General features: G+C 71.2%; 25 protein-coding genes. 20 read left to right on the forward strand and 5 right to left on the reverse strand.

Going from position 1 to position 23,616, the window contains the following annotated elements:
• The first annotated feature begins 1 nt into the window (after position 1).
• The 10 genes from ACQPXB_RS12800 to ACQPXB_RS12845 all read left to right on the forward strand — a co-directional run bounded on the left by ACQPXB_RS12800 (position 2) and on the right by ACQPXB_RS12845 (position 9,641).
• Positions 2 to 862 carry an MlaE family ABC transporter permease gene (locus tag ACQPXB_RS12800; RefSeq protein WP_386956053.1) on the forward strand — a complete coding sequence of 287 codons (861 nt, stop codon included), beginning with the start codon at positions 2 to 4 and terminating at the stop codon, positions 860 to 862.
• Positions 859 to 2,241: an MCE family protein gene (locus tag ACQPXB_RS12805; RefSeq protein ID WP_432851699.1), complete on the forward strand. Its 1,383-nt coding sequence runs from the start codon at positions 859 to 861 to the stop codon at positions 2,239 to 2,241. Before ACQPXB_RS12800 ends, ACQPXB_RS12805 begins: the two co-directional genes overlap by 4 nt.
• Positions 2,238 to 3,287 carry an MCE family protein gene (locus ACQPXB_RS12810; RefSeq protein ID WP_432851701.1) on the forward strand — a complete coding sequence of 350 codons (1,050 nt, stop codon included), beginning with the start codon at positions 2,238 to 2,240 and terminating at the stop codon, positions 3,285 to 3,287. Before ACQPXB_RS12805 ends, ACQPXB_RS12810 begins: the two co-directional genes overlap by 4 nt.
• Positions 3,284 to 4,315, forward strand: a complete 1,032-nt coding sequence (locus ACQPXB_RS12815) for an MlaD family protein (protein WP_386956055.1) — start codon at positions 3,284 to 3,286, stop codon at positions 4,313 to 4,315. Before ACQPXB_RS12810 ends, ACQPXB_RS12815 begins: the two co-directional genes overlap by 4 nt.
• Complete coding sequence (locus ACQPXB_RS12820) at positions 4,312 to 5,508, forward strand: MCE family protein (protein WP_366583816.1); 1,197 nt, start codon at positions 4,312 to 4,314, stop codon at positions 5,506 to 5,508. The genes ACQPXB_RS12815 and ACQPXB_RS12820 overlap by 4 nt, the downstream gene beginning before the upstream one ends.
• Positions 5,505 to 6,686 (forward strand): MCE family protein, encoded by a 1,182-nt coding sequence (locus tag ACQPXB_RS12825; RefSeq protein ID WP_432851704.1) that lies wholly within the window; start codon positions 5,505 to 5,507, stop codon positions 6,684 to 6,686. Before ACQPXB_RS12820 ends, ACQPXB_RS12825 begins: the two co-directional genes overlap by 4 nt.
• Positions 6,683 to 7,921, forward strand: coding sequence for an MCE family protein (locus ACQPXB_RS12830; protein ID WP_432851706.1), 1,239 nt, complete (start codon positions 6,683 to 6,685; stop codon positions 7,919 to 7,921). Before ACQPXB_RS12825 ends, ACQPXB_RS12830 begins: the two co-directional genes overlap by 4 nt.
• Complete coding sequence (locus tag ACQPXB_RS12835) at positions 7,921 to 8,403, forward strand: hypothetical protein (protein WP_432851708.1); 483 nt, start codon at positions 7,921 to 7,923, stop codon at positions 8,401 to 8,403. Before ACQPXB_RS12830 ends, ACQPXB_RS12835 begins: the two co-directional genes overlap by 1 nt.
• On the forward strand, positions 8,400 to 8,882 hold the full coding sequence (locus ACQPXB_RS12840; protein ID WP_432851710.1) for a hypothetical protein: 483 nt from the start codon (positions 8,400 to 8,402) through the stop codon (positions 8,880 to 8,882). The genes ACQPXB_RS12835 and ACQPXB_RS12840 overlap by 4 nt, the downstream gene beginning before the upstream one ends.
• Before the next feature lie 219 nt (positions 8,883 to 9,101).
• Positions 9,102 to 9,641, forward strand: a complete 540-nt coding sequence (locus tag ACQPXB_RS12845; RefSeq protein ID WP_432851712.1) for a COG4315 family predicted lipoprotein — start codon at positions 9,102 to 9,104, stop codon at positions 9,639 to 9,641.
• Between the two features lie 53 nt (positions 9,642 to 9,694).
• Here the strand turns inward: ACQPXB_RS12845 and ACQPXB_RS12850 are convergent, their stop codons facing one another.
• Positions 9,695 to 10,825: a GDSL-type esterase/lipase family protein gene (locus ACQPXB_RS12850; protein WP_432856594.1), complete on the reverse strand. Its 1,131-nt coding sequence runs from the start codon at positions 10,823 to 10,825 to the stop codon at positions 9,695 to 9,697.
• A 52-nt stretch (positions 10,826 to 10,877) separates the two neighbouring features.
• Here ACQPXB_RS12850 and ACQPXB_RS12855 point away from each other — a divergent pair, with 52 nt between their 5' ends.
• A complete protein-coding gene (locus tag ACQPXB_RS12855) occupies positions 10,878 to 11,114 on the forward strand; it encodes a hypothetical protein (RefSeq protein WP_432851714.1) in 237 nt (78 codons plus the stop codon).
• A gap of 87 nt (positions 11,115 to 11,201) precedes the next feature.
• Here ACQPXB_RS12855 and ACQPXB_RS12860 read toward each other — a convergent pair whose 3' ends face one another.
• The 3 genes from ACQPXB_RS12860 to ACQPXB_RS12870 all read right to left on the reverse strand — a co-directional run bounded on the left by ACQPXB_RS12860 (position 11,202) and on the right by ACQPXB_RS12870 (position 14,113).
• Positions 11,202 to 12,047, reverse strand: a complete 846-nt coding sequence (locus ACQPXB_RS12860; protein WP_432851716.1) for a DUF7192 family protein — start codon at positions 12,045 to 12,047, stop codon at positions 11,202 to 11,204.
• Entirely contained in the window at positions 12,047 to 13,549 is a 1,503-nt protein-coding gene (locus ACQPXB_RS12865; RefSeq protein ID WP_432851718.1) for an AAA family ATPase, read from the reverse strand. The genes ACQPXB_RS12860 and ACQPXB_RS12865 overlap by 1 nt, the downstream gene beginning before the upstream one ends.
• A gap of 81 nt (positions 13,550 to 13,630) precedes the next feature.
• Positions 13,631 to 14,113 (reverse strand): hypothetical protein, encoded by a 483-nt coding sequence (locus ACQPXB_RS12870; RefSeq protein ID WP_432851720.1) that lies wholly within the window; start codon positions 14,111 to 14,113, stop codon positions 13,631 to 13,633.
• 71 nt (positions 14,114 to 14,184) lie between these two features.
• Here ACQPXB_RS12870 and ACQPXB_RS12875 point away from each other — a divergent pair, with 71 nt between their 5' ends.
• The 3 genes from ACQPXB_RS12875 to ACQPXB_RS12885 all read left to right on the forward strand — a co-directional run bounded on the left by ACQPXB_RS12875 (position 14,185) and on the right by ACQPXB_RS12885 (position 17,104).
• Positions 14,185 to 15,429 (forward strand): aminotransferase class I/II-fold pyridoxal phosphate-dependent enzyme, encoded by a 1,245-nt coding sequence (locus tag ACQPXB_RS12875; RefSeq protein WP_366583825.1) that lies wholly within the window; start codon positions 14,185 to 14,187, stop codon positions 15,427 to 15,429.
• Between the two features lie 68 nt (positions 15,430 to 15,497).
• Positions 15,498 to 16,604, forward strand: coding sequence for an FAD-dependent monooxygenase (locus tag ACQPXB_RS12880; RefSeq protein ID WP_432851722.1), 1,107 nt, complete (start codon positions 15,498 to 15,500; stop codon positions 16,602 to 16,604).
• A 41-nt stretch (positions 16,605 to 16,645) separates the two neighbouring features.
• Positions 16,646 to 17,104 carry a YbjQ family protein gene (locus ACQPXB_RS12885; RefSeq protein WP_432851724.1) on the forward strand — a complete coding sequence of 153 codons (459 nt, stop codon included), beginning with the start codon at positions 16,646 to 16,648 and terminating at the stop codon, positions 17,102 to 17,104.
• A 211-nt stretch (positions 17,105 to 17,315) separates the two neighbouring features.
• Here the strand turns inward: ACQPXB_RS12885 and ACQPXB_RS12890 are convergent, their stop codons facing one another.
• Positions 17,316 to 19,112 carry an AMP-dependent synthetase/ligase gene (locus tag ACQPXB_RS12890; protein ID WP_432851726.1) on the reverse strand — a complete coding sequence of 599 codons (1,797 nt, stop codon included), beginning with the start codon at positions 19,110 to 19,112 and terminating at the stop codon, positions 17,316 to 17,318.
• A gap of 114 nt (positions 19,113 to 19,226) precedes the next feature.
• Here ACQPXB_RS12890 and ACQPXB_RS12895 point away from each other — a divergent pair, with 114 nt between their 5' ends.
• The 6 genes from ACQPXB_RS12895 to ACQPXB_RS12920 are packed head-to-tail and all read left to right on the forward strand — an operon-like array spanning position 19,227 to position 23,533.
• The gene (locus ACQPXB_RS12895) at positions 19,227 to 19,655 is read left to right on the forward strand and encodes a polyketide cyclase / dehydrase and lipid transport (protein ID WP_432851727.1); all 429 of its coding nucleotides are present in this window, start codon (positions 19,227 to 19,229) and stop codon (positions 19,653 to 19,655) included.
• Between the two features lie 9 nt (positions 19,656 to 19,664).
• On the forward strand, positions 19,665 to 20,459 hold the full coding sequence (locus ACQPXB_RS12900; RefSeq protein WP_386956069.1) for a metallophosphoesterase family protein: 795 nt from the start codon (positions 19,665 to 19,667) through the stop codon (positions 20,457 to 20,459).
• 27 nt (positions 20,460 to 20,486) lie between these two features.
• Positions 20,487 to 20,924: an SRPBCC family protein gene (locus ACQPXB_RS12905; protein ID WP_432851730.1), complete on the forward strand. Its 438-nt coding sequence runs from the start codon at positions 20,487 to 20,489 to the stop codon at positions 20,922 to 20,924.
• Positions 20,925 to 20,930: 6 nt separating this feature from the next.
• On the forward strand, positions 20,931 to 22,091 hold the full coding sequence (locus ACQPXB_RS12910; RefSeq protein WP_432851732.1) for an ArsA family ATPase: 1,161 nt from the start codon (positions 20,931 to 20,933) through the stop codon (positions 22,089 to 22,091).
• Complete coding sequence (locus ACQPXB_RS12915; RefSeq protein WP_432851734.1) at positions 22,088 to 22,564, forward strand: hypothetical protein; 477 nt, start codon at positions 22,088 to 22,090, stop codon at positions 22,562 to 22,564. The genes ACQPXB_RS12910 and ACQPXB_RS12915 overlap by 4 nt, the downstream gene beginning before the upstream one ends.
• Before the next feature lie 15 nt (positions 22,565 to 22,579).
• The gene (locus ACQPXB_RS12920; protein WP_285974727.1) at positions 22,580 to 23,533 is read left to right on the forward strand and encodes an ROK family protein; all 954 of its coding nucleotides are present in this window, start codon (positions 22,580 to 22,582) and stop codon (positions 23,531 to 23,533) included.
• The last annotated feature ends 83 nt before the right edge of the window (positions 23,534 to 23,616 follow it).

Raw genomic sequence — 23,616 nt, forward strand, 5'->3', positions numbered from 1 at the left:
CGTGACCGCCGAACCGATCGAGGCCCCCGCGCTGTCCGACCGGACGCTCGAGATCATCGCGCGTCCGGGCGCGAGCCTGGAAGGCCTCGGGCGCCAGCTGTCGTTCTACGGCCGCGCGCTCGCCTGGTCGCCGCGCACGATCCGCCGCTACGGCCACGAGACCCGCCGGCTGCTCACCGAAGTCTGCTTCGGCACGGGCGGGCTCGCGGTGATCGGCGGGACGCTCGGCGTGATGATCGGCATGACGCTGTTCACCGGTCTCATCGTGGGCCTGCAGGGTTACTCCGCGCTCAACCAGCTCGGCACCGCCGCGCTCACCGGCTTCATCTCCGCCTACTTCAACACGCGGGAGGTCGCGCCGCTCTCGGCCGGACTCGCGCTGTCGGCGACGGTCGGCTGCGGCTTCACCGCGCAGCTGGGCGCGATGCGGATCTCGGAGGAGATCGACGCACTCGAGGTGATGGCCGTGCCGAGCATGCCCTACCTCGTGACGACGCGGGTGCTCGCCGGCGTCACCGCGGTGATCCCGCTGTACGCGATCGGCTTGCTGTCGTCCTACCTCGCGTCGCGGCAGATCACGATCTGGCTCTACGGCCAGTCGGCCGGCACCTACGACCACTACTTCACGCTGTTCCTGCCCCCTGAAGACGTGTTGTGGTCGTTCGCCAAGGTGATCGTGTTCAGCGTGATCGTGATCCTGTCCCATTGCTACTACGGCTACACCGCCGACGGCGGGCCGGCCGGCGTCGGCATCGCGGTGGGCCGCGCGGTGCGCACCTCGATCGTGCTGATCTCGGTGCTCGACTTCTTCCTCAGCCTCGCGATCTGGGGCGCCAACACCACCGTGCGGATCTCCGGATGAGCACGCGGCGCGAAACGCTGAAGCGGCTCCGGTACCAGGTGCTGGGGCTGGTCTTCCTCGTCGTCGCGGCGCTGTTCTTCACGACGACGATCGCGATCTACAAGAAGGTCTTCACGCCCGTCACGCTCGTGAAGCTGGAGACCGACCACGTCGGCAGCCAGCTGCGCACGGGCGGCGACGTGAAGGTGCGCGGCCTGCTCGTGGGCGAAATCCGTTCGGTCACGGCAAAGGGCGACCACGCGGAGCTGGAACTAGCGCTGCAGCCGGACAAGATCGACGAGATCCCCAGCAACGTGTCAGCGAGGCTGCTGCCCAAGACGCTCTTCGGCGAGCGCTACGTCGCGTTGCAGCTACCCGAAAAGCCCGCCGCGCACATCGAAGCCGGCGACGTGATCCCGCAGGACCGCAGCAGCACGGCGATCGAGCTGGAACAGGTGCTCGACGACGTGATGCCGCTGCTGCAGGCGGTGCAACCGGAGAAGCTCTCCAGCACGCTCAGCGCCGTGTCGAGCGCGCTCGACGGCCGCGGCAAGCAACTCGGCCAGACGCTCGTGAACCTGTCGGACTACCTCGGGCAGCTGAACCCGTCGCTGCCCGACCTCAAGGCCGACATCACGGGCCTGGCCAACGTTTCGGGCACCTACGACAAGGCCGCGCCCGACCTGCTCGACGCGTTGGCCGACCTCACCACGACGACTCGGACCATTGTGGAGAAACGCCAGGGACTGTCCGATGTGTACGCCTCGGTCTCGGCGGCGTCGGCCGACCTCACGAGCTTCCTGGACGTCAACAAGGACAACCTGATCCGGCTCACCACGGCCGTGCAGCCGACGCTCGACGTGCTCGCGAAGTACGCGCCCGAGTACCCGTGCCTGCTCAAGCAGCTCGCCGCTTCGGTGCCGGAGGCGGAGCTGGCGTTCGGCAAGGGCACGGCCCACCCCGAGGTGAGCCGCGTGACGATCGAGTTCAGCGCCAGCCGCGGCAAGTACCTGCCGGGCGTCGACGAGCCGAAGTACGACGACAAGCGCGGCCCCCGCTGTTACCCGCAGGTGCCGAAACCCGGGTACTGGCCGCAGTACCCGCCCGACGGCGCGGTCAAGGACGGCTCCTCGAAACCCGCGCCGCCGCACAGCCCGGCCGAGTCGCTGCCGGGCGAGATCACCTCGGGCGCGATCACGTCGAACACCGTCGCGGGTAAGGGCAACGGCGGCGGCGGCGAGTCGGGTGGTGCGCCCTCGATCTTCGGGTCCACCGACGAGCAGGAGCTGATCGACCTGCTGGCCTCGTCGGCGATGAAGACCACACCGGACCAGGTGCCCGGCTGGGCCGGCCTGCTCGTCGGGCCGCTCTACCGCGGAGCGGAGGTGGAGCTCAAGTGAGGTCCTTCGTCCCCGCGCTGGTGAAGATCCTGATCTTCGCCGCCGTCACCGTGCTGCTCACCGGCATCCTCGCGGCCACCATCGCGAACACGAACTTCGGCACCACGGCGGGCTTCGCCGCGAAGTTCACCGACGCGTCGGGCCTGCAGCCGGGCGACGACGCGCGCATCTCCGGCGTGAAGGTGGGGCAGGTCGACTCGATCGACGTGCAGCAGGGCGACCAGAACGGAGCCCAGAATCTAGCCAACGTGCGTTTCGCCGTCGACGCCCAGTACAAACTGCCTGCGCTCACGACCGCGACGATCAAGTACCGCAACCTCGTCGGCCAGCGCTACCTCGCGCTCGGCACCGACGTCACCGGCGGCGGCACGCTGGCCGACGGCGCGACGATCCCGCCCGAGCGCACCAAACCCGCCCTGAACCTCACCGTGCTGTTCAACGGGTTCAAGCCGCTGTTCCAGGCGCTGGACCCGAAAGAGGTCAACCAGCTCTCGGCCGAGATCATCCAGGTCTTCCAGGGCGAGGGCGGCACGATCACGAGCCTGCTGGCCCACACCGCGTCGATCACGACGTCGATCGCCGGCAAGGACCAGGTGATCGGCCAGGTCATCGACAACCTCAACCAGGTCCTGACCACGGTGAACTCGCGTGGCCCGCAGCTGGGTGATCTCATCGACCAGACGCAGCGGCTCGTGAGCGGCCTGGCCGAGCAGCGCAAGCCGATCGGCGACGCCGTGGGCGCGCTGGGCGAGCTGACCGAGACGACCTCGGGTCTGCTCGCCGACGCGCGCCCGGCCGTGCAGGACGACGTGAAGCAGCTCGGCACGCTGTCGAACAACCTCGCCGACTCCGACCAGCTGCTCGACCACCTGCTGCAGGTGCTGCCGGGCAACCTGGAGAAGTTCACGCGCACGCTGAGCTACGGCAGCTGGTTCAACTACTACCTGTGCGGGATCGAAGGCACGATCGGGATTTCGTCGCTGGACGTGACGCTGCCGATCGTTCCCTTGCCGGCCACCCAGCGCGCGGCGAGGTGCGGCCCGTGAAGCGGCTCAAGGAACGCAACCAGGCGGCGGTCGGTGGAGTGACGCTGGTGCTGATCCTGCTCGTGACCGCCGTGGCCTACTTCTCCGACAGCATCCCGATGTTCGGCAACGGCACCACGTACTCCGCGTACTTCGGCGAGGCCGCCGGGCTCGCGCCGGACAACGAGGTGGAGGTCGCCGGCGTGAAGGTGGGCCAGGTGACCTCGGTGGAGCTGGCGCACAAGCAGGTGCTGGTGAAGTTCCGGGTGAAGGGCGTGCGCGTGGGCGACGCGTCCACCGCGTCGATCGAGATCAAGACGCTGCTGGGGGAGAAGTACCTCGCGCTCGACCCGAAGGGCGCCGGCACGCAGAGCCCCGGTGACACGATCCCGCTGCAGCGCACACGTACGCCGTTCCAGCTGCAGGACGCGTTCGACCAGTTGTCCACGACCGTCGGCGACATCGACACGAAGCAGCTCGCCGACAGCTTCACCGCGCTCTCGGATTCGCTCAAGGACAGCCCGCAGTACCTCAAGGACACGCTTTCGGGCCTGTCCGCGCTGTCGAAGACGGTGTCCTCGCGCGACGACGACCTGCACACGCTGCTGGCCAACACGAGCGCGATCTCCAAGACGCTCTCGGACCGCAACACGCAGCTGCAGCAGGTGATCAGCGACGGCAACCTGCTGCTGACCGAGCTGCAGAACCGCCGGGACCAGATCAGCGCGTTGCTCAAGGGCACACAGCAGATCTCGCAGCAGCTGTCCGGCCTCGTCGCCGACAACCGCACGCAGCTGAAGCCGACGCTCGACGCGCTGGGGAAGGTGACCGACGTGCTGCAGCGCAACCAGGGCAACCTCGACCGCGGCCTGGCGCTGATGGCGCCGTTCGCGCGCGTCGGCGCCAACGCGACGGGCAACGGGCGCTGGTTCGAGGGCTACCTGTGCGGGCTGCTGCCGCCGACGATCACGGCGGGTGGGCTGTCGATCAACCCCGAGGGCTGCACCCCGCCCATCGCGGCGCCGAACCAGGGGGTGGGTGGACGGTGACGATCGAAACGAAGACTCAGCGGAGCCTGGTGACGTGGCTGGGTTTCGCCTGCGTCTTGGCGCTACTGCTGACAGCCGGATTGTGGCTGGTCTTCCGCACGAGCAGCGGCACCACGTTGTCGGCCTACTTCGGCAAGACCGTCGGCCTCTACGCCGGATCTTCGGTTCGTGTACTCGGCGTGCCGGTCGGCGAGGTCACCGCCGTGACGCCGGACGGGCAGGCCGTGCGCGTGGACATGCGCGTGAACGACGACGTGCCGATCCCCGTCGATGTCGGCGCCGTGGTGGTCGCCCCGAGCCTGGTCAGTGACCGCTACGTGCAGCTGACCCCGGCCTACGACAGTGGCCCGACGCTCGCCAGCGGCACCGTCCTCGCCCGCGACAAGACGGCCACGCCGGTGGAGCTCGACGACCTCTACGCGAGCCTCGACAAGCTCTCCACCGCGCTGGGTCCCAACGGTGCCAACAAGAACGGCGCCCTGTCCGACGTCCTCGACACCGCGGCCGCCAACCTCAAGGGCAACGGCGCCGACCTCAACTCCACCGTCGGCCGTCTCGCCGACCTCGCGGGCACGCTCGACGACTCCAAGGACGACCTGTTCGCCACCGTCCAGAACCTGAACTCCTTCACGGACGCCCTCGCTCAGAGCGACAGCCAGCTCAACGAGTTCTACCAACGCGTCGCCGACGTCAGCGGGTTCCTCGCCGACGACTCGGCCGACGTCGGTGCTGCGCTGAGCTCCCTGGCCTCCTCGCTCGGTGACGTGAAACAGTTCGTGGCCGACAACAAGGCCGGCCTGGAGTCCAATGTGGACAAGCTGGCCTCGCTCACGGGCGTGCTCGTGGACCAGCGGGCCGCGCTCGCCGAGGTGCTCGACATCGCGCCGACCGGGGCCACGAACTTCATCAACTCCTACGATGCCGCCTCCGGCACCATCGCCGTGCGCGACAACCTCAACGAGATCACCAACCCGCCGATCCTCACCGTCTGCCGGATCCTCGCTGCGGGCACCCCGAAGGGCGTGCCCACGACGCTGACCGACATCTGCAAGCAGCTGGCGCCGGTCCTCGACGGAGCGCTGAAGCTGCCGACCGTGCCGCAGGTGCTCAACTCGCTGCAGAACGGCCAGCTGCCCCCGTTGCCGCTCCCGCTCGTGGACGTGATGACGCAGCTTTCCGGCGGTGGCAAGTGAAGCGGCGGCGCCTGGCCGGGGTGCTCGCCGGCGTGCTCGTGCTCGCCGGGTGCAGCGACGGCGGCTTCAACGGCCTGTACTCGACGCCGCTGCCGGGTGGGCCCGATCTCGGCGACCACCCGTACCACGTGACGGCGCTGTTCACCGACGTGCTCGACCTCGTGCCGCAGGCGAGCGTGAAGGTCGACGACGTGGCCGTGGGCCGGGTCGACAAGATCACGCTCACGCCCGACACGCGCTCGGCGCTGGTCGCCATGACCGTGAACGGTGACGTGCAGCTGCCCGCCAACGCGCGCGCCGAGCTGCGCCAGTCGAGCCTGCTGGGCGAGAAGTTCGTCGAGCTGGGGCAGCCGACCGCCGAGAAGCCGGCCGGTCACCTCGCCGACGGCGCGCAGATCCCGCTCGGGCGCACCAACCGCAACCCCGAGGTCGAAGAGGTCCTCGGCGCGCTTTCGCTGCTCCTCAACGGCGGCGGTCTCGGCCAGCTGCAGGACATCAGCCACGAGCTCAACGACGCGTGGTCCGGCAACGAACCCGAGATGCGCGCGCTGCTGTCGCGAGTGGACGATCTCGCCACTCAGCTCGACGGGCACAAGGGCGAGATCCTGCGCGCGATCGACGGGCTGGACAAGCTCTCGCACACGCTCGCCGGGCAGCAGCAGAACATCAAGACCGCGCTGGACAACCTGGCGCCGGGCCTGAAGATCGTGGCCGACCAGCGCGACCAGCTCGTGGGGATGCTGAACGCGCTGAACAAGCTTTCCGGCGTCGCGGTGGACACCGTGAACCGCAGCCGCGACCAGCTCGTGGCCAACCTCAAGGCGCTGCAGCCGACGTTGCAGAAGCTCGGCGAGGCGGGCCAGGACCTGCCGAACGCGTTGCAGATCCTGCTCACCTACCCGTTCCCGGACTACGCGGGCAACACGATCAAGGGTGACTACGCCAACGTCGACGCGACCGTGAACCTCGATCTCGACAAGCTGCTGCAGAACTTCACCAACTCCTCGCAGCCGCCGATCCAGATTTCCGGGCTGACTTCGCCGCCGGGTACGGGTGCGGCCACGCCGGCGCTGCCCCTGCCATTGCCGACGACCGCTCCGCCGGCGAAGAACCAGGCCGGGCCGGGCGGGCTGCTCGGTGGTCTGCTGGGCGGCCTGCTCGGGGGAGGTGCGGGATGACCTCGCGCAAGACGCGGATCCAGCTCATCGCGTTCGTGGTGATCGCCGTGGTGTCGGTGGTCTACGCGGGCGGCAAGTACGCGGGCCTCGACCGGCTCTTCGGCTCGCGCGGCTACCAGGTCACCTTGCAGCTGGCCGATTCCGGCGGCATCTTCGTGAACTCCGAGGTCGCCTACCGCGGTGTGACCGTCGGGCGCGTGTCGGCCATGACGCTCACCGGCCACGGCCTCGACGTGCACCTCGACCTCGACTCGGGCGGCCCGGACATCCCCGACGACCTCCACGCGCAGGTGGCGAACCGCTCGGCCGTGGGCGAGCAGTTCGTGGACCTGCTGCCCGACCGTGAGACGGGCCCGTACCTGCACGACGGTTCGGTGATCACGCAGGACCGCACGTCGCTGCCCGCGTCGCCGGACTCCGTGCTGTCGCATTTGGACGATCTCGTGGCGAGTGTGCACCCGGACTCGCTCAAGACCGTCGTCGACGAGACCTACGACGCGTTCGCCGGCACCGGGCCACAGCTGCAGAAGCTGTTGGACAGCACGGGTTCGCTCACCGCGAAGGCCGCGCAGTACATCCCGCAGACACGTGGGCTGCTGGCGAACTCGCGCACGGTGTTCGCCACGCAGGAACGGCAGGCGCAGAACATCACCGACTTCGCGGGCGGGCTGAAGACGATCGCGGCGCAGCTGAAGTCGTCGGACCCGGACCTGCGCACGGTGATCGACCAGGCGCCGCAGCTGAGCCGCCAGATCAGCGACGTGCTCGCCACCTCGGGTTCCGACCTGGGCGTGATCTTCGCGAACTCCCTGACCACGGCCCAGATCACGTCCGCGCGCACCGACGCGATCGAGGAGCTGCTGGTCGCTTATCCGGTGATCTCGGCGTTCTCGCCGTCGACTTCGCCGGACGGCACCGGGCACCTCGGTGTGGTGTTCAACTTCTTCGACCCGGCGTCGTGCACGAAGGGCTACGAGGGCACGAAGCAGCGTCCGGCCAACGACACCACCGAAGCGCCGGTGAACGTGAACGCCTACTGCGCGGAGCCGCCGGGCAGCCCCGTCGAGGTGCGTGGGGCGCAGAACGCGCCGTACGCCGGCAAGCCGCCGGCGATCCCGGCCGCACCGAAGGAATCGGCGGCGTCGACCACTCCGGACGCGAACCAGCTGCCGGGTCTGCTCGGCCTGCTCACGCCGCCGGCGGGCGGCCTCGGGGCGCTGCTGGGCGGCTCGTGATGAAGGCGCTGCTGGTCGTGCCGGTGCTCGCCGTCCTCGCGGCCGCCTGGTTCGGCTGGTCCTGGTGGCACGCGGCCCACGACGACGACCTGGCCCGCGGCCGCGCCCGCGACGCCGTGGTCGCCGCGGCGACCACGGACCTGGTCGCCCTCAACACGATCGACTACCACACCGGCGGCGCCGACGTGGACCGTTGGATCGCCGCCACCACCGGCCAGTACGGCGCCACCCTCGCCGGCGACCGCCGGCTGCAACTCGACCGCGCGACGAGCACCAAGACCGTCTCGACGGCGTCACTCCTGCAGGCCGCCGTCACCGACCTCGACCCGACCGCCGGCACGGCCCGCGTCATCGCCGTGCTCGACGTCCGCGTGAGCACCGCCGGCGGCGCCCCCGTGCCGAAACAGGCGCGCCTCACCGTCGACTTCACCCGCGACGGCGACACGTGGAAAGTCGCCGGCGTCCAGGCGGTGGGCTCATGAAACGCCGGCCGATCGCCGTGACGGTGGTCGCCTTAGCCTGCGCGGCGTGGTTCGCCGTGCAGGCCTCGGCCCTGCAACCCCGCGACGACGACGCCCTGGTCGACCAGACCACCACCACCCAGGTCCGCGACCAGGTGAGCGCCGCCGTGAAGGCCCTGTTTTCCTACGACTACACCAACCTCGACCGCACCTCGCGCGCCGCCGCCTCGGTGCTCAGCGGACCCGCCATCGGCCAGTACGACGCCCAGTTCGCCGCCGCGACCCAACGCGCCATCGCCGGCAAGCTGATCCGCACCACCACCGTCCGCTCCGCCGGCGTCCGCACCCTCCACGGCGACGAAGCGACCCTGCTGCTTTTCCTGGACCAGCAGACGATCCTGTCCGGCGGGGGAGTGCCGCAGTCTTCCGTCGCGCAGCTGGCCGTGACCGCTCACCGCGTCGACGGGGCGTGGAAGATCACCGGTCTCGACCCGCTGTAGATCCCGTCCTCCGCGGGCGAATAGTGCGCTTTCGCCCGAAACCTTCCGGCCGGTCACACGAAACCCGCGTCCTCTTTGTTCACCGCGGTGACCCGCTTCACTTCTGCTGCGTCCACAGTGGACGAGACGGTGTGATCCGCGTCGCCGCAAGGGGTTCCGGTCGAACCCGGACCCGGAGCGCTACGTGTTCCGGGTGTGGGGGAGTCGCGAAGGAGAAGGGTGAAAACCGTGAAAAACCTCAGGATTCTCGCGATCGCAGGCAGCGCGGTCGCGGCGATGGCCGTGCTGGCGGCGTGCGGGAGCGGCGGCATGGCCGCCTCGGCGCCCCCGCCGGCCGGCGCTCAGGCGCCCGCCTCCTCGGCAGCCGCGCTCACGACGGTGGGTGAGGCGAACACGTCGCTCGGGACAGTTCTCGTGAACGCCAAGGGCTTCACGCTCTACACGTTCGACGAGGACAAGCCCGGCATGTCGGCGTGCACCGACAGCGGGTGCAAGTCGCTCTGGCCGCCGATCACCGGCCCGGCGCAGCCCGCGAACGGCGTGAGTCTGCCCGGGCAGCTCGCCACGTTCACCCGCTCCGACGGCATCGTGCAGGAGACCTTCAACGGGAAGCCCGTTTACACCTACGCCCAGGACAGCGCCCCCGGGCAGACGAAGGGCGACGGCGTGCTGGGCACGTGGCACGCGGTCGTGGTCACCCCGGGCGGGGCCGCTCCGGCGACCACGTCGAACGGCACCGGCGGGGTCTCCGGCTACTGATCGCTCGGCGAGGGCCTGGCTCGGTCCGGCGCGCGCCGTGCCGAGCCGGGCGGCTACCCGTTCCCGAACGGACCGCCCGCACCGAACGCCAGCTGCGCAAAGCGCTCGCCGACACGCAAGTGGGTCTCGGCATCCGGGTGCAGCGCGTCGGGCAGAGGCAGCTCCGCGAAGTCGGCCTCGCCATAGAGGGCGAGACCGTCGAGCAGGTGCAGATTCGGATCGTCGGAACGCTGCGCGACGATCCGCGCCAGTTCGTCCCGGATGACCCGCAACGTCAGCTTGCCCGGACCCGGCTCACCGGTCGCGCGGAAGCGGACCACCCCGTCGCCCTCGAAGACCGGGGCGCCGGGGCCCGGGGTGTCCTCGTGGATCGGGCACAGCAGCGGCGAGACGACCAGCAGCGGGGCAGTGGGGTGGCCGGCGCGGATCGTGTCCAAGAACCCGTGCACGGCGGGCCCGAAAGCGCGCAGCCGCATCAGGTCCGCGTTGACCAGGTTGATCCCGAGTTTCACGCTCACGACGTCGGCCGGGGTGTCGCGCATGACCTGCGCCGTGAACGGGTCCAGCAGCGCACTGCCGCCGAAGCCCAGGTTGGTGAGCTCGACGCCCGCGTGCCGTGCGGCGACCGCCGGCCACGCGGTGGTAGGGCTGGCCGCGCCGGAGCCCTGGCTGATGGAGCTGCCGTGGTGCAGCCACCGCCGGCGGCCGGCCGAGGTCGGCGCGCTGGCGGGCACGTCGGCTCGGAGCGCGACGAGCGTGGTGAGTTCGTTGTGCGGCAACCAGATCTCGACGTCCTTGGTCCGCGCGGGCAGGCCGGCGAACCGCACCGTGCCCGGCTCGCCGCGGCGCACCTCGGTCGAGCCGGTCGTCATGTCGACAACAAGCTCGTCCCCGCCGCCCACCGTCCCGGCGCCGGCGGGCGTGCCGTCCATGAACAGCTCGTACACCCCGTCGGGCCGGGCCGCCGCGCCGACGTAGGACACCTTGGTGCGCAGCGCGTCCAGCTCCACCACGGTTGCGGCGGTCCGGAACGCCAGCCGCACCCCGGAGGGTTGCGCCTCCACCATGGCCAGCTGCGCGTCCCCTCGCGCGCGAGCCCACGCGGGCAGCCGGTGCGGCACCAGGCCGCGTTCGGTGGTTTCGAGTTCGAGGGCGCCGCGGACGGTGTCGGGCAAGTCGATCATGTGCACGCGCCCCAGTCTGACCGCCGCGGCCGGGCCGCGCACGGTGTTTTCAGTGCTGGATCAGCCCCAGCTTCCCGAACATCCGCCTGCTCCACGCCAGCGCGGACGGCAGGTCGTCCCACTGCACGCAGCCGACCTTGTGATCACCTCCACTGTGGGCAGGCGGATCGAGGTCACCGTCGGGCTCACGACGGACGTCCGAGGCAATCAGGTGATCGGCCTCGCCGTTGGCGAGGAGCCCTCGGCTGTCCTGCCCTCGGCGGCCGTGACAACACCGGCGGACACCTGATCGTGAATCTCCGAGCGGCTTTGTCCGATCTCGCCGAGAACCAGCGCCGCACGTGATCGTGGCTGCTGCCGGCGGTGCAGCGCCGTGTCAGTGCTGGATCAGCCCCAGCTCCCCGAACATCCGCCTGCTCCACGCCAGCGCGGACGGCAGGTCGTCCCACTGGCGGTCGTGTTCCTCCAGGTGTGGGAGCACGTACGGGTCGGCGATGTCGGCTGGCAGGTCGTCGGTCCGGCACGGGGCGGGCAGGCCGTAGTTGTCGAGCATCATGGCTTTCGCGACTTCCTTCGGTTGGCCGTCCCACACGCCGAACCAGAGCCGGCGCAGCATGGCCGGGTGGGCCACGGCGAAGATCAGCCGGCCGACGTCGAAGGGCTCGCCCGCGGTGATCACCCGGGCCATCGCGCGGGAGCGCAGCTTTCCCTCCGGCGTCCGCAGCGTGCTCGTGTCCCCCGACCAGATTTCGACGCTGTGGCCGACGTCGATGATCGCCGTGCAGAGTGTCGCGAGCGCGAGGCCGCGGTTGATGATCACCTGGTGCCCGATCGCGTGCGAGTAGCCGGCCGGGATGAGGAACGTGACGACCTTGCCGCGCCGCGACACCTGGCGCGGCACCGCGTCCACCATGCATTCGGGCACCCCGGCCAGGAAGGCGGCGATGTCGACCTCGCTGCCGGTCACGTCCCACGCGGGTTCCAGCTCGGTCGCCCCCTGGTCGAGGCCGGCGCCCGCCCGTAGCTCGGCCACGGTGACGTCGGCTTCCTCCAGCGCCAATGGCCACCCGTCGACGGCGAGCGTGAGCGCCTCTTCCCAGGTCGCGCCGTGCCAGCCGCCCTTGGACCGGCGGCTCTCCGCGCCGACGACGGTCGGCGGCGCGGTGGCCTTCTCCACGAACTCGTGCCACGACAGCATCGGGGGCAGGTGGACGGGCAGCATCAGTCCAGCCCGAGCGCCGCGCGGTGGGCGTCCGACAGCCCGCGGATCACGCGCCACTGCATGACCTGCTCCACGGTCGCGCCGGCTTCCAGCAGCTTCGCGCCGTCGATGCTGGCGCGCGGCGAGAGGATCACCGGGAGCTTCTTGGCCAGCGCCGTCGCGCGCAGCTCCCGGATCGACGCCACCAGCTCCTCCACCGCGTCCGGGTGCGAAGGCGCGTGCCGCAGCGCGACGCGTTCCTCCAGTCCCTCGTCGATGGGCACGTCGAGCACCACGAACCGGTCCAGCGTGGCCGAGTCCAGCGTCTGGCGGCCGACGTACTGGCGGTCGCCGCCGGTGCCGTAGGTGTTGCTGGTGGCCACGAGCCGGAAGTCGGCGTGTGCGGTCACCATGCGGTCGGCGAAGGCGCACACGCCGAGCGCGAGCGCCTGGTTGAGCTCGGCCAGCAGGCCGGGGTGGCCGTTGTCGAGCTCGTCGAGCAGCATCACGCCGCCGTGCTCGAACGCCCGACGGAACGGGGTGTCGTGGTAGTGGCCGTTGGCGTCGTAGTAGCCGAACACCTTGCTCATCGGCGTGGTCGGGCCCAGCGACAACGCCTGGAACTGCAGCCCCAGCGCCTGCGCCGCATGCTTGGCCAGCATCGACTTGCCCGTGCCCGCGGGACCGACCAGCAGCACGTGGCAGCGCGCGTGCAGGGCCACCAGCACCTCCGGCAGCACGGTGTGCGTGTCCTCGGCCAGCTCGATCGGCTTGCCCTGCGGCAGCACCACCGACACCACGGTCGGCGAATACTTCGCGAGCTCCTTCTCCGCCGCCGCCTGCACGGCGGAGCGGACGCGCGCCACCGCCACAGCCGACACCCGCTCGACCAGGTCGGGTTTGGCCTGCCGCGCCACCTCGGCCACGGCCTTCTCGATCTTGCCGGACAACGCGGCCGTCGCTTCGTGCAGCAGGTGCTCGCGCAGCTCTTCGGGATCGGGCGTCGCCTTCGTGACGGCCTCGCGGGCGAGATCCGGCAGCACCGTGCGCCGGAGCTGCTCGGCGAGCGTGGACCGCACCTCGGCGGTGGCCTCTTCCACGGCTCCGGCCACGGTCTGGGCCGTCTGCTCGCGTACGGCCTCGGCCACCTCCGGCGTGGCCGCCGACACCAGCTTCGCGCGGAGGGACTCGACGTCCGGCGTCGCCGCCCGCACCGCGCGTTCGGCCAGGTCCGGCAGCAGCTGCGCCGAGGTGGACTCCACGGCTTCCGCTGCCGACGCGCGCAGCGTGTCCCGCAGGGCGAGCTCCACCGACGCCTGCGCCTCGGCCAGGTCCGGCGTCGCATCTGCGACCGCCGCCTGCGCGAGCGGCGGCAGCAGGCCCTCGGCGTGGCGGCGGATCGTCTCGGGCAGCCGCGCGTGCACCTCGCGGTCGATGCCCCAGTACATCGCGGCCTGGCCGAACATCGACCGCGCCACCGCCTCGGAGATCCGGACGATCTCGGCTTTCTGGCTGTCCCGCACTGCCTCTCCCCGCTTTCCGCGTTGCTCTGCGAAGACGGTAAGAGCGCAGGAGCGGGAGGGGTCCCGGATGGCCGCTTCCGGTCAGCCGTCCCAGACCGCGGCGCCCTGGCGCACCACGGCGACGGGCGTCGGCTCGGCAACCGGCCACAGGTCCACGACGTAGCGGAAGTGCTCGCCGTACTCGTGCTCGTTCCACGTCACGGCCGGCGGCCCGCTCTCCACATAGGACACTCGCACGCGGTACCGGCCGGGAGCGAGCACCAGCTCGTGTTCCTGGCCCGGGTAGTCGGCCGGACCGGCGAGCGTCATCGTCCCGCCCGGCACGGCGAGGTCGGCCTCGACCGCGTGCTCCGCGTCGGCCGGAATGGCGGGCGCGGCGGCATGCAGGGCGACGTCGACCTCGACCAGATCGGAACGCGCGGTGGCGACCGCGAGCGACGACGGCTCCACCGCGATCCGGTGCGAGGTCACCGCCTCGTCGGACCACCCGCCGTCGCCGGGGACCCAGGCGGTGTTGTCCCGCAACGAGAACTGACGCTGATCGGCATGGATCACGAGACGCACGAGACCCCACCGTAGACCCTGGACAGGGGGTCACCCGAAATGGTATCGACGCGCGGTTTAGCGTTGAGCCCATGACCACTGCTCCCGTCGACGTCGACACCGCCCGTCGCGACTACGCGGCGCTCGTCGAGCGCGGCCTCTCCCTGGACATCACCCGCGGCAAGCCGTCCCCCCGGCAGCTCGACCTCTCCGCGGACCTGCTCACGCTGCCGAACGGCGAGTACAAGGCCGAAGACGGCACCGACACGCGCAACTACGGCGGCCTCAAGGGCCTGACCGAGCTGCGCCGGATCTTCGCCGGCGCGCTGCAGGTCCCCGTCGACCAGCTGCTCGCGGCCGGCAACTCGAGCCTCGAGCTGATGCACGACGCCGTGGTGCAGGCGCTGCTGAGCACCCTGCCGGGCGGTGAGCGCCGCTGGGCCGACGAGCCGCGCGTCGCGATGCTGTGCCCGGTGCCGGGCTACGACCGCCACTTCGCGCTCGCCGAGCGCTTCGGCATCGAGCTGATCCAGGTCCCGATGACCGACGAGGGCCCGGACATGGACGTGGTCGAGCGTCTCGTGGCCGAGGACGCCGGCATCAAGGGCATCTGGTGCGTGCCCAAGTACTCGAACCCGACCGGCGTCACCTTCTCCGACGAGGTCGCCCGCCGCCTGGCCGCGATGCCCACGGCCGCGCCGGACTTCCGCATCTTCTGGGACAACGCCTACGCCGTGCACCACCTCACGGACACCGAGGTCGAGGTCGCCGACATCCTGGCGCTGTGCGCCGAGGCCGGCAACGCCGACCGCGCGTTCGTGTTCGGCTCCACCTCGAAGATCACGCTCGCCGGCTCCGGCGTCGGGTTCTTCGGGTCGTCGGCGGCCAACATCGCGTGGTGGTCGGGTGTGCTGGCCAAGCGCACGATCGGCCCCGACAAGGTCAACCAGCTGCGGCACGCGATGTTCCTCAAGGACGCCGACGGCGTGCGCGCCCACATGCGCAAGCACGCGGAGATCATCGCGCCGAAGTTCGCGGCCGTCGACCGCATCCTCACCGAGGAGCTGGGCGGCTCGGGCCTGGCCACCTGGACCAAGCCGACCGGCGGGTACTTCATCTCGCTGACCGTGCCCGAGGGCACCGCCAAGGAGATCGTGCGCCTGGCCAAGGAGGCCGGCGTCGCCCTGACCCCGGCCGGGGCCACGCACCCGTACGGCGACGACCCGAAGGACGCGACCATCCGCATCGCGCCGACCTTCCCGGTTCTCGAAGAGGTCGAGGAAGCCGTGCGCGCGCTCGTCGTCTGCCTGCGCCTGGCCGTCGCCCAGACCGCCTGAGGCGTTCTGTGCCACCGCCGCCCGGTACGGTCGGCGGTGGCACGGACTCGGGCACTGGGGGGATTTCGATGCGCGTTCTCATCGCCGGCGGTGGCGTCGCGGGCACGGTCACGGCGATGGCGCTGCAGCGCGCCGGCCACGAGCCCGTGGTCTTCGAGGCCTATCCCTCCGGAGGAGCCGACGCCGGCGCGTTCCTCACGGTGATGCACAACGGCATGGACGCGCTGAAGGCGATCGACGCCGACGGTCCCGTGAACGACACGTCGTTCGCCGCCCTCGGCGTCGAGCTGGTCGGGCCGGACGGCACGTCGATGGGCACGCGCGAGTTCGACACCGGTGAGCTCGCCGGGCCGCGCACGCTCACCCGCGCCGCGCTCTACCGCGCGCTGCAGGAGGAAGCCGGCCGCCGCGGGATCACCGTGGAGCACGGCCGCCGCCTCGTCTCCGCCGAAACCACTGCTCAAGGCGTCGTCGCCACCTTCGCCGACGGCTCCACCGCGACCGGCGACGTGCTCGTGGGCGCCGACGGCGTGCGCTCCGAGGTCCGCACCCTCATCGACCCGGACGCCGACCGCCCCCGCTTCACCGGCCTCACCGTGGTCTACGGCTACACCCGCGCCGAGGGCCTGCCCGCCGCGCCCGGCGTCTACCGCATGATCCGCGGCACCCGCGCCGCCTTCGGCTTCACCACCGCGCCCGACGGCGCCACCTTCTGGTTCGCCCGCATCCCCGACACCGAACGCCCGCGCGACGAGATCGCGGCGGTGACCCCGGCCGGCTGGCGCGAGTTCGCCCACGCGACCTTCGACGGCGACCCGCTGCCGTGCGCCGACATCGTGGCCGCGACCGGCGAAGACGTCTTCGGCGGCCACTCATACGACGTGCCCACCACCCGTGTCTGGTCCACCGACACGATGGTGCTCGTCGGCGACGCGGCCCACGCGGCTTCCCCGGCCGCCGGGCAGGGCGCGTCGATGGCGCTGGAGGACAGCGTGGTGCTCGCGCTGTGCCTGCGCGACCTGCCCGACGCGCCGTCCGCGTTCGCCGCCTACGAGAAGCTGCGGCGCACCCGCGTGGAGAAACTGGTGGCGACGAGCGCGGGCCAGGACGTCGGTGAGAAGCCCGGCTGGCTGTACCACCACCACATCGACTGGAACGAGCGAATCACAGGCTGATTTGCAAGTGCGCGGCGCCGCCGGTGGCTACGATCCGGCGCATGACCCAACCCGCACCCCCCATGCAGTTCCCGATCATGCTGTCCACGATGAACGATCTGCCCGGCTATCGCGTCGTTCGCGTGTTCGGCGAAGTTTTCGGCCTCACCGTGCGCAGCCGCAACATGTTCTCCAACCTCGGTGCCGGCTTCAAGGCCATGGCGGGCGGTGAGCTCAAGGGCCTGTCGAAGCTGCTGTCCGACTCCCGCTACGAGGCGCTGGGCCGCCTTTCGCAGGAAGCGATGGCGCACGGGGCCAACGCCGTGCTCGCGCTGCGCTTCGACTGCAACGAGATCGCCCAGACCGCCAGCGAGATCGCCGCCTACGGCACCGCCGTCTACGTGGTCCCCGACGGCGCGCCGCAGCAGCAACAGCAGCAGGCCCAGCACGCTCCGCAGCAGCAACCCCAAGGCCAGCCCCAGTACCAGCAGCAACAGCAGCAGGCTTACCCTCAGTCCTGACCCAACCACCCCAACGCGGCGCTGTCTGCGTTCAACGCACCACGACAGTTTCGCCTCGTGACTCAGCCCCAGCAGCGAGATCGCGCCGGCTTCCCGATTGTGCGGTGCGATCGGCCACCGGCCGATCCGACCGCACAATCGGGAAGCCGGCTTCCAGGCGATCTCGCACGCCCCGGCGGAGCCGGGGCCAAAGATACAGCCGGGGCCGAAATTACCGCTTGTAGAGGGCCTCGATGTCGGCCGCGTAGTTCTTGTTCACCACGTTGCGCTTGAGCTTCAGCGAGGGCGTGATCTCGCCGCTCGCTTCGGTGAAGTCCTTGGCCAGCACGGTGAACTTCTTGATCGCCTCGGCGTGGGAGACCTGCTTGTTGGCCTCGTCGACCGCCGTCTGGATCTCCTTGAGCAGGTCCTCGTCGGCCGCCAGGTCGGAGACGGTGGCCTGCGCGGGCTTGCCGTGCTGGGTCTTCCAGGACGGGAAGAACTCCTCGTCGATGGTGACCAGCGCGGCGATGAACGGCCGCTGGTCGCCGACCACCATGGCCTGGCTGATCAGCGGCGACGCCTTCATCGTGTCCTCGAGGCCCGACGGCGCGACGTTCTTGCCGCCGGCCGTCACGATGATCTCCTTCTTGCGGCCGGTGATCTTGAGGAAGCCCTCGTCGTCGAGCTCGCCCAGGTCGCCGGTGTGGAACCAGCCGTCGGTGAGCGACTCGGCGGTCGCGGTGGCGTTGTTGTAGTACGCGCCGAACACGACGTTGCCCTTGAGCAGGATCTCGCCGTCGTCGGCGATGCGCACCGAAGTACCCGCCACGGGCTTGCCGACCGTGCCGACGCGGAACGCGGTCTTGGTGTTCACGTTGGCCGCCGCCGAGGTCTCGGTGAGGCCGTAGCCCTCGAACACCGGCACGCCGATGCCGCGGAAGAAGTGGGCCAGCCGCCCGCCGAGCGGGGCGCCGCCCGACACCGCGGCGACGCACCGGCCGCCCAGGGCCGCGCGCAGCTTGCTGTACACGAGCTTGTCGAACACCAGGTGCTTGGCCCGCAGGCCGAACGCGACGCTGCCCTTGTCCACGGCGTGGCTGTAGTCGACCGCGGTCGCCTCGGCCGCGTCGAAGATCTTGCCCTTGCCCTCGCTGTGGGCCTTCTGCTTGGCCGAGTTGTAGACCTTCTCGAACACGCGCGGCACGGCGACCACGAACGTCGGCCGGAACGTGCCGAGGTCCGCGACGAGGTTCTTCACGTCCGGCGTGTGGCCCAGCGTCACGCGGGCCGACAGCGCGGTCACGGCGATCGCGCGGGCCAGGATGTGCGCCAGCGGCAGGAAGCACAGCAGCGAGTTGCCCTGCTCCATGAGCTCGGGGAACGCCTCGATGTCGGCGCGGATCTCGGCCAGCAGGTTGCGGTGCGTCAGCTCGACGCCCTTGGGCCGGCCCGTGGTGCCCGAGGTGTAGACGATCGTCGCCAGCTCGCCCGCGCCGACCTCGCGGCGGCGCGCGTGCAGGTCGTCGTCGGTGACCTCGGCGCCCAGTGCGGTCAGCTCGTCGACCGCGGGGGAGGCGCCTTCGATCTGCCAGGTGTGCTGCAGGGTGATGAGCCGGTCGCGGATCGCGTCCACGGACTTGCGGTGCGTGTCGGTCTCCACCAGCACGGCCTTGGCGGCCGAGTCGGACAGGATCCAGTGCACCTGCTCGGGCGACGACGTCTCGTAGATCGGGACGGTGACCGCGCCCGCGGCCCAGATCGCGAAGTCGATCAGCGTCCACTCGTAGCGGGTCTTCGACATGAGCGCGACGCGGTCGCCGTGGCCGATGCCGGCGGCGATCAGGCCTTTGGCGACGGCCGCGACCTGGTCGGCGAAGTCCTTGGCCGTCACGTCCAGCCAGGTGCCCTCGACCTGCCGGCGGAAGCTCACGACGTCGGAGAACCGCTCGGCGTTCGCCCAGACGACGTCGGCCAGGTTCTCGTCGTCGGTCACCGGCTTCCCGGCGGGGGCGCTGTATTCGCGCACGTGGACCTCCGTGTTCGACGCGTGCGGTGTTACCCGCCGGTCAACTTAGCTTGCCGTAGACCTTAAGACCACGCCGCGCCGACCCGCCGGACGAGGTCGTGACATTCTGCGCCTGTGAACCCCGGACCACCCGCTCTCGATCTCGTGGACGAGACCTTCATCGTGGTACCGCCGAGCACGATCGCCGCCGCGTTCGCCGACCCGGCCGCCTGGCGGCGGTACTGGCCGGACCTGTCACTTCAGGTGTACACCGACCGTGGCGACAAGGGTTTGCGCTGGACCGTGACGGGTGCGCTCGTCGGTACGATGGAGGTCTGGCTGGAACCCGTGCTCGACGGCACCGTGCTGCACTACTTCCTGCGCGCGACGCCCTCCGGACCCGGCGGTGCGCCGCGGACCCTGACTCCGCGTGAGCTGCGCCGGGAGTTCGACCGGCGGGCCCGCGCGGCGAAGCACCTCGCACTGGGGCTCAAGCACGTCCTCGAGGACGGGCGCGAACCCGGGATCCCGCCGCGGGCCGAAGACCTCGGGACCACTGACTAGGAGGGTCTTGTGCGGGTTCACGTCGTTTCGGACGTGCACGGCAACGCCGACGCGCTGAAGCGGGCGGGTGAGGGAGCCGACGCGCTGGTCGTGCTCGGCGACCTGCTGGACTTCGTCGACTACCGCGAGCACGAGAAGGGCATCATGGGCGCCCTGTTCGGTGCTGACAAGGTCGCGCAGTTCGCGCGCCTGCGCCGCGAGGGCACCCGCGACGAGACGGTCGCCTACTCGCGCACGCTGTGGGCCACGCTCGACGACCCGGCCGCGGCCGTCGACGAGGCCGTGCGCGAGCAGTACGCCACGCTCTTCGCCTCGATGACCGCGCCGACCTACGCCACGCCCGGCAACGTCGACTCGCCCGCGCTGTGGCCCGAGTTCGTCGGCGACGGCGTGCAAGTGCTCGACGGCGAGGTCACCACCATCGGCGGCCTGCGGTTCGGGTTCGTCGGGGGAGCGGTGCTGCCCGAAGGCGTGGTGCCGCGCCCGCGCAAGGGCGCCGCCTGGCGGCCCTACCTGCGGGCCCGCGAGGAGTTCGACGAGGGCGTGGCCAAGCTGTCGGACGTCGACGTGCTCTGCACGCACATCCCGCCGGCCGTGGCCGAGCTGACGTACGACGTGGTCGCGCGGCGCGCCGAGCTGGGCTCGCAAGCGCTGCTGGAGCTCATCCGAGAGCAGCGGCCACGCTGGTCGGTGTTCGGCCACGTGCACCAGCCGCTGGCCTCTCGGCGGCGGCTCGGTCACACCGAGTGTCGTAACGTGGGTCACTTCAAGGAGACCGGGCAGCCCTACGTGCTGCGCTGGTGACGTGGCTCTCCGGCTACGCTTCGTCCCATGGCCGAGCAGTCCACGCAGTCCATCGAGGTCGACGCCGAGCCCCAACGGGTGATGACGGTGATCGCCGACTTCCCCGCGTACCCCGAGTGGGCGAAGGCCGTCCAGGAGGTCGAGGTGCTGGGCACCGACGACGCCGGACGGGCCAAGCAGGTGAAGCTGACCCTGGACGCCGGGCCGATCAAGGACGTCTACACGCTCGAGTACGACTGGGACGCGAGCGGGCTCGGCGTGAGCTGGCACCTGGTCAAGGGCCAGATGCAGAAGGCGCAGAACGGCCGCTACGCGCTCGAAGCGCTGCGTGACGGGCGCACGAAGGTCACCTACACGCTCTCGGTGGAGCTGGCGCTGCCGATGATCGGCCTGCTCCGGCGCAAGGCCGAGAAGATGGTGATGGACACGGCGCTCAAGGAGCTGAAGCGACGGGCCGAAGGCTAGGGCGACATGCGGATCCTGCTGTTCACCGGCAAGGGGGGTGTCGGGAAGACCACGCTCGCCGCGGCCACCGCCACCGCGCTCGCCGGGCGCGGCAGGAAGACCCTCGTGGTGTCCACCGACCCGGCGCACTCGCTCGGCGACGCGTTCGGCGCGGCGCTGGGCCCGGAACCGTCCGAAGTGGACGTCCGCCGCGACGGCTCACCGGCCGGCCTGTGGGCCGGCCAGGTCGACTCCCGCGTGCTGGCCGACCGGACGTGGCCCGAGCTGCGCGACCAGCTGCGCACGCTGCTGGCCGACGCTGGGCTCGACGCGCTCGACGCCGAGGAGCTGACCGTGCTCCCGGGCGTCGACGAGCTGCTCGCCCTCGGCGAGGTGCAGCGCCTGGCCGGACACGGGCCGTGGGACACGGTGGTGGTCGACTGTGGTCCGACCGCCGAGACGCTGCGCCTGCTGGCGTTGCCCGAGGCCGTCGCGGGCTACCTGAACAAGGCCTACGGCCGCCGCGGCCGCGTCGCCGGGTCCGTGCGGCGCCTGGGTGCGCACCTGGACTCGCTGCGCGAGCTGCTCACCGACCCGTCCGTGACCACCGTGCGGCTGGTGCTCACGCCAGAACGCGTGGTCGTCGCGGAAGCCCGCCGCACGCTCACGTCGCTGGCCCTGCGCGGCATCGCCGTCGACGGCCTGATCGCCAACCGCCTCATGCCCGCGCCCGGGTTCTGGCGCGGTTCCGCGGCCACCTGGCTGCGCACGCGGCGCGCCCAGCAGGACGCCGTGCTGGCCGAGCTCGCGGCCGCCGGGTTCGGGCCGGCCGACCTCGCGCGCGTCGAGCACCGGGCGAGCGAACCGGTGGGCGCCGAGGCGCTCGCCGAGCTGGCGCGCGAGCTCTACGGCACGCGGGATCCCTTGTCCGGCACGGGAAAGCCCGTCACGCCGCTGCTGCAGGTCACGCCGGAGGCCGACGGCTTCCGGCTGCGCATCGCGATCCCGCTGCAGCGGGAGTCCGACGTGGACCTCGCCCGCGTCGACGACGACCTGGCGATCACCGTCGACGGCTTCCGCCGGCTGATCGCCCTGCCGGAGACGCTGCGGCCGTGCCGGATCACCGGCGCCGAGTCCGATGCGAATGGTCTGGTCATCAGCCTGGCCGGGAACCGGGGTCGCTCGTGAGCCAAGAGGACGAGCCCGGGTACGCGGCCGAAGGCCTGCGGCTGGCCGAGGAGATCCGCCTGCTCGTGGAGCTGGTGGTGGAGCGGGCCGCGCCGTGGCTGGAAGGCCTGATGGCGGCCGGGCACGGCCGCGACGAGGTCCACGAGCCGTCCCACGACAGCGAGCCGGGTGCTTCGGGGGTGTCCGGGACTTCGGGGTGCGGCTGGTGCCCGTTGTGTGCGATCGTCGCCGTCGTGCGAGGTGAACGGCCGGAGTTCGCCGCCCGGCTGCTGGAGCAGGCGGCGCAGCTGGTGGCGTTGCTGCGGGCGGTGCTCGCGGACCGCTGGGAGCCCGACGAGGGTGTGCACATGCCGGGTTTCCGGCCCGCGCCCCGACCTGCGCCCAGCCCCGCGGACGACCCGGGAGCCGCCGCCCGGGTGCAGCACATCGCCGTCCGCAAGCGGGAAGACTGGCGGCCGGAGCGGGAGAACTGAGTGCTGACGATAGGGGTGGACGTCGGCGGCACGAGTGTGCGCGCCGGTGTGGTGGACGAGCGGGGATCGCTCCTGGACACCGCACGCGTCGGGACACCGAGTGAAGAGAACGCCCTCGAAGACGCCATTGCCGGCGTCGTCGAGGACCTGCGCAACCGCCACGACGTCGCGGCCGTGGGCCTGGCGGTAGCCGGGTTCGTGGCGCGCGACCGCCGGTCGGTGATGTTCGCGCCGCACCTCGCGTGGCGCGACGCGCCGGTGGCCGACCGCATCGAGAAGCGCGTGGGCCTGCCGGTGACGCTGGAGCACGACGTGAACTCGGCCGTCGTCGGCGAGCACCGCTTCGGCGCGGCCCGCGGCGCGCAGGTGGCGGCGCTGGTCGCGCTCGGCACCGGCATCGGCGCCGGGCTGCTGCTCGACGGCGAGATCTACCGCGGCGCCTACGGCGTCGCCCCCGAGCTGGGCCACCTCACCGTGGTGCCGGGCGGGCGCGCGTGCCCGTGCGGCAAGTACGGCTGCTGGGAGCGCTACTGCAGCGGCACGGCGCTGGCCGCCACCGCCGTCGAGCTGCTCGCGCGCTACCCGGGCCGCTCGACGGTGCTTTCGCGCGAGGTCGCGGGCGACCCGGGCTCGGTCACGGGCCGCCGCGTCGCCGGCGCCGCCCGCGACGGCGACCCCATCGCGTTGCGCGCGATGGCCGAGCTGGCCAAGTGGCTCGGCGAAGGGTTGGCGCTGGTCGCGGACGTGTTCGACCCCGAGATCATCGTGATCGGCGGCGGCGTGTCCGAGTCGGCGCCGCTGTTCCTCGACGAGGCCCGCGAGCACTACGCGGGCGCCATCACCGGCGCGCGCTACCGCCCGCTGGCCCGCATCCGCACCGCCCACCTGGGCGACGACACCGCCATCGTCGGCGCCGCGGCCCTGGCCCTCGACGCGGCCAAGGCGCCGGTCGCCGAGGTCGCCGGCTGACGCTGTCGCCGGCTGACGCCGACATACCCTGGACGCGGAAGTGCCCCAGCACCGTCGGGATGCTGGGGCACTTCCACCGCAAA

The sequence above is a fragment of the Amycolatopsis sp. CA-161197 genome (assembly GCF_050942255.1).
Taxonomy (GTDB): domain Bacteria; phylum Actinomycetota; class Actinomycetes; order Mycobacteriales; family Pseudonocardiaceae; genus Amycolatopsis.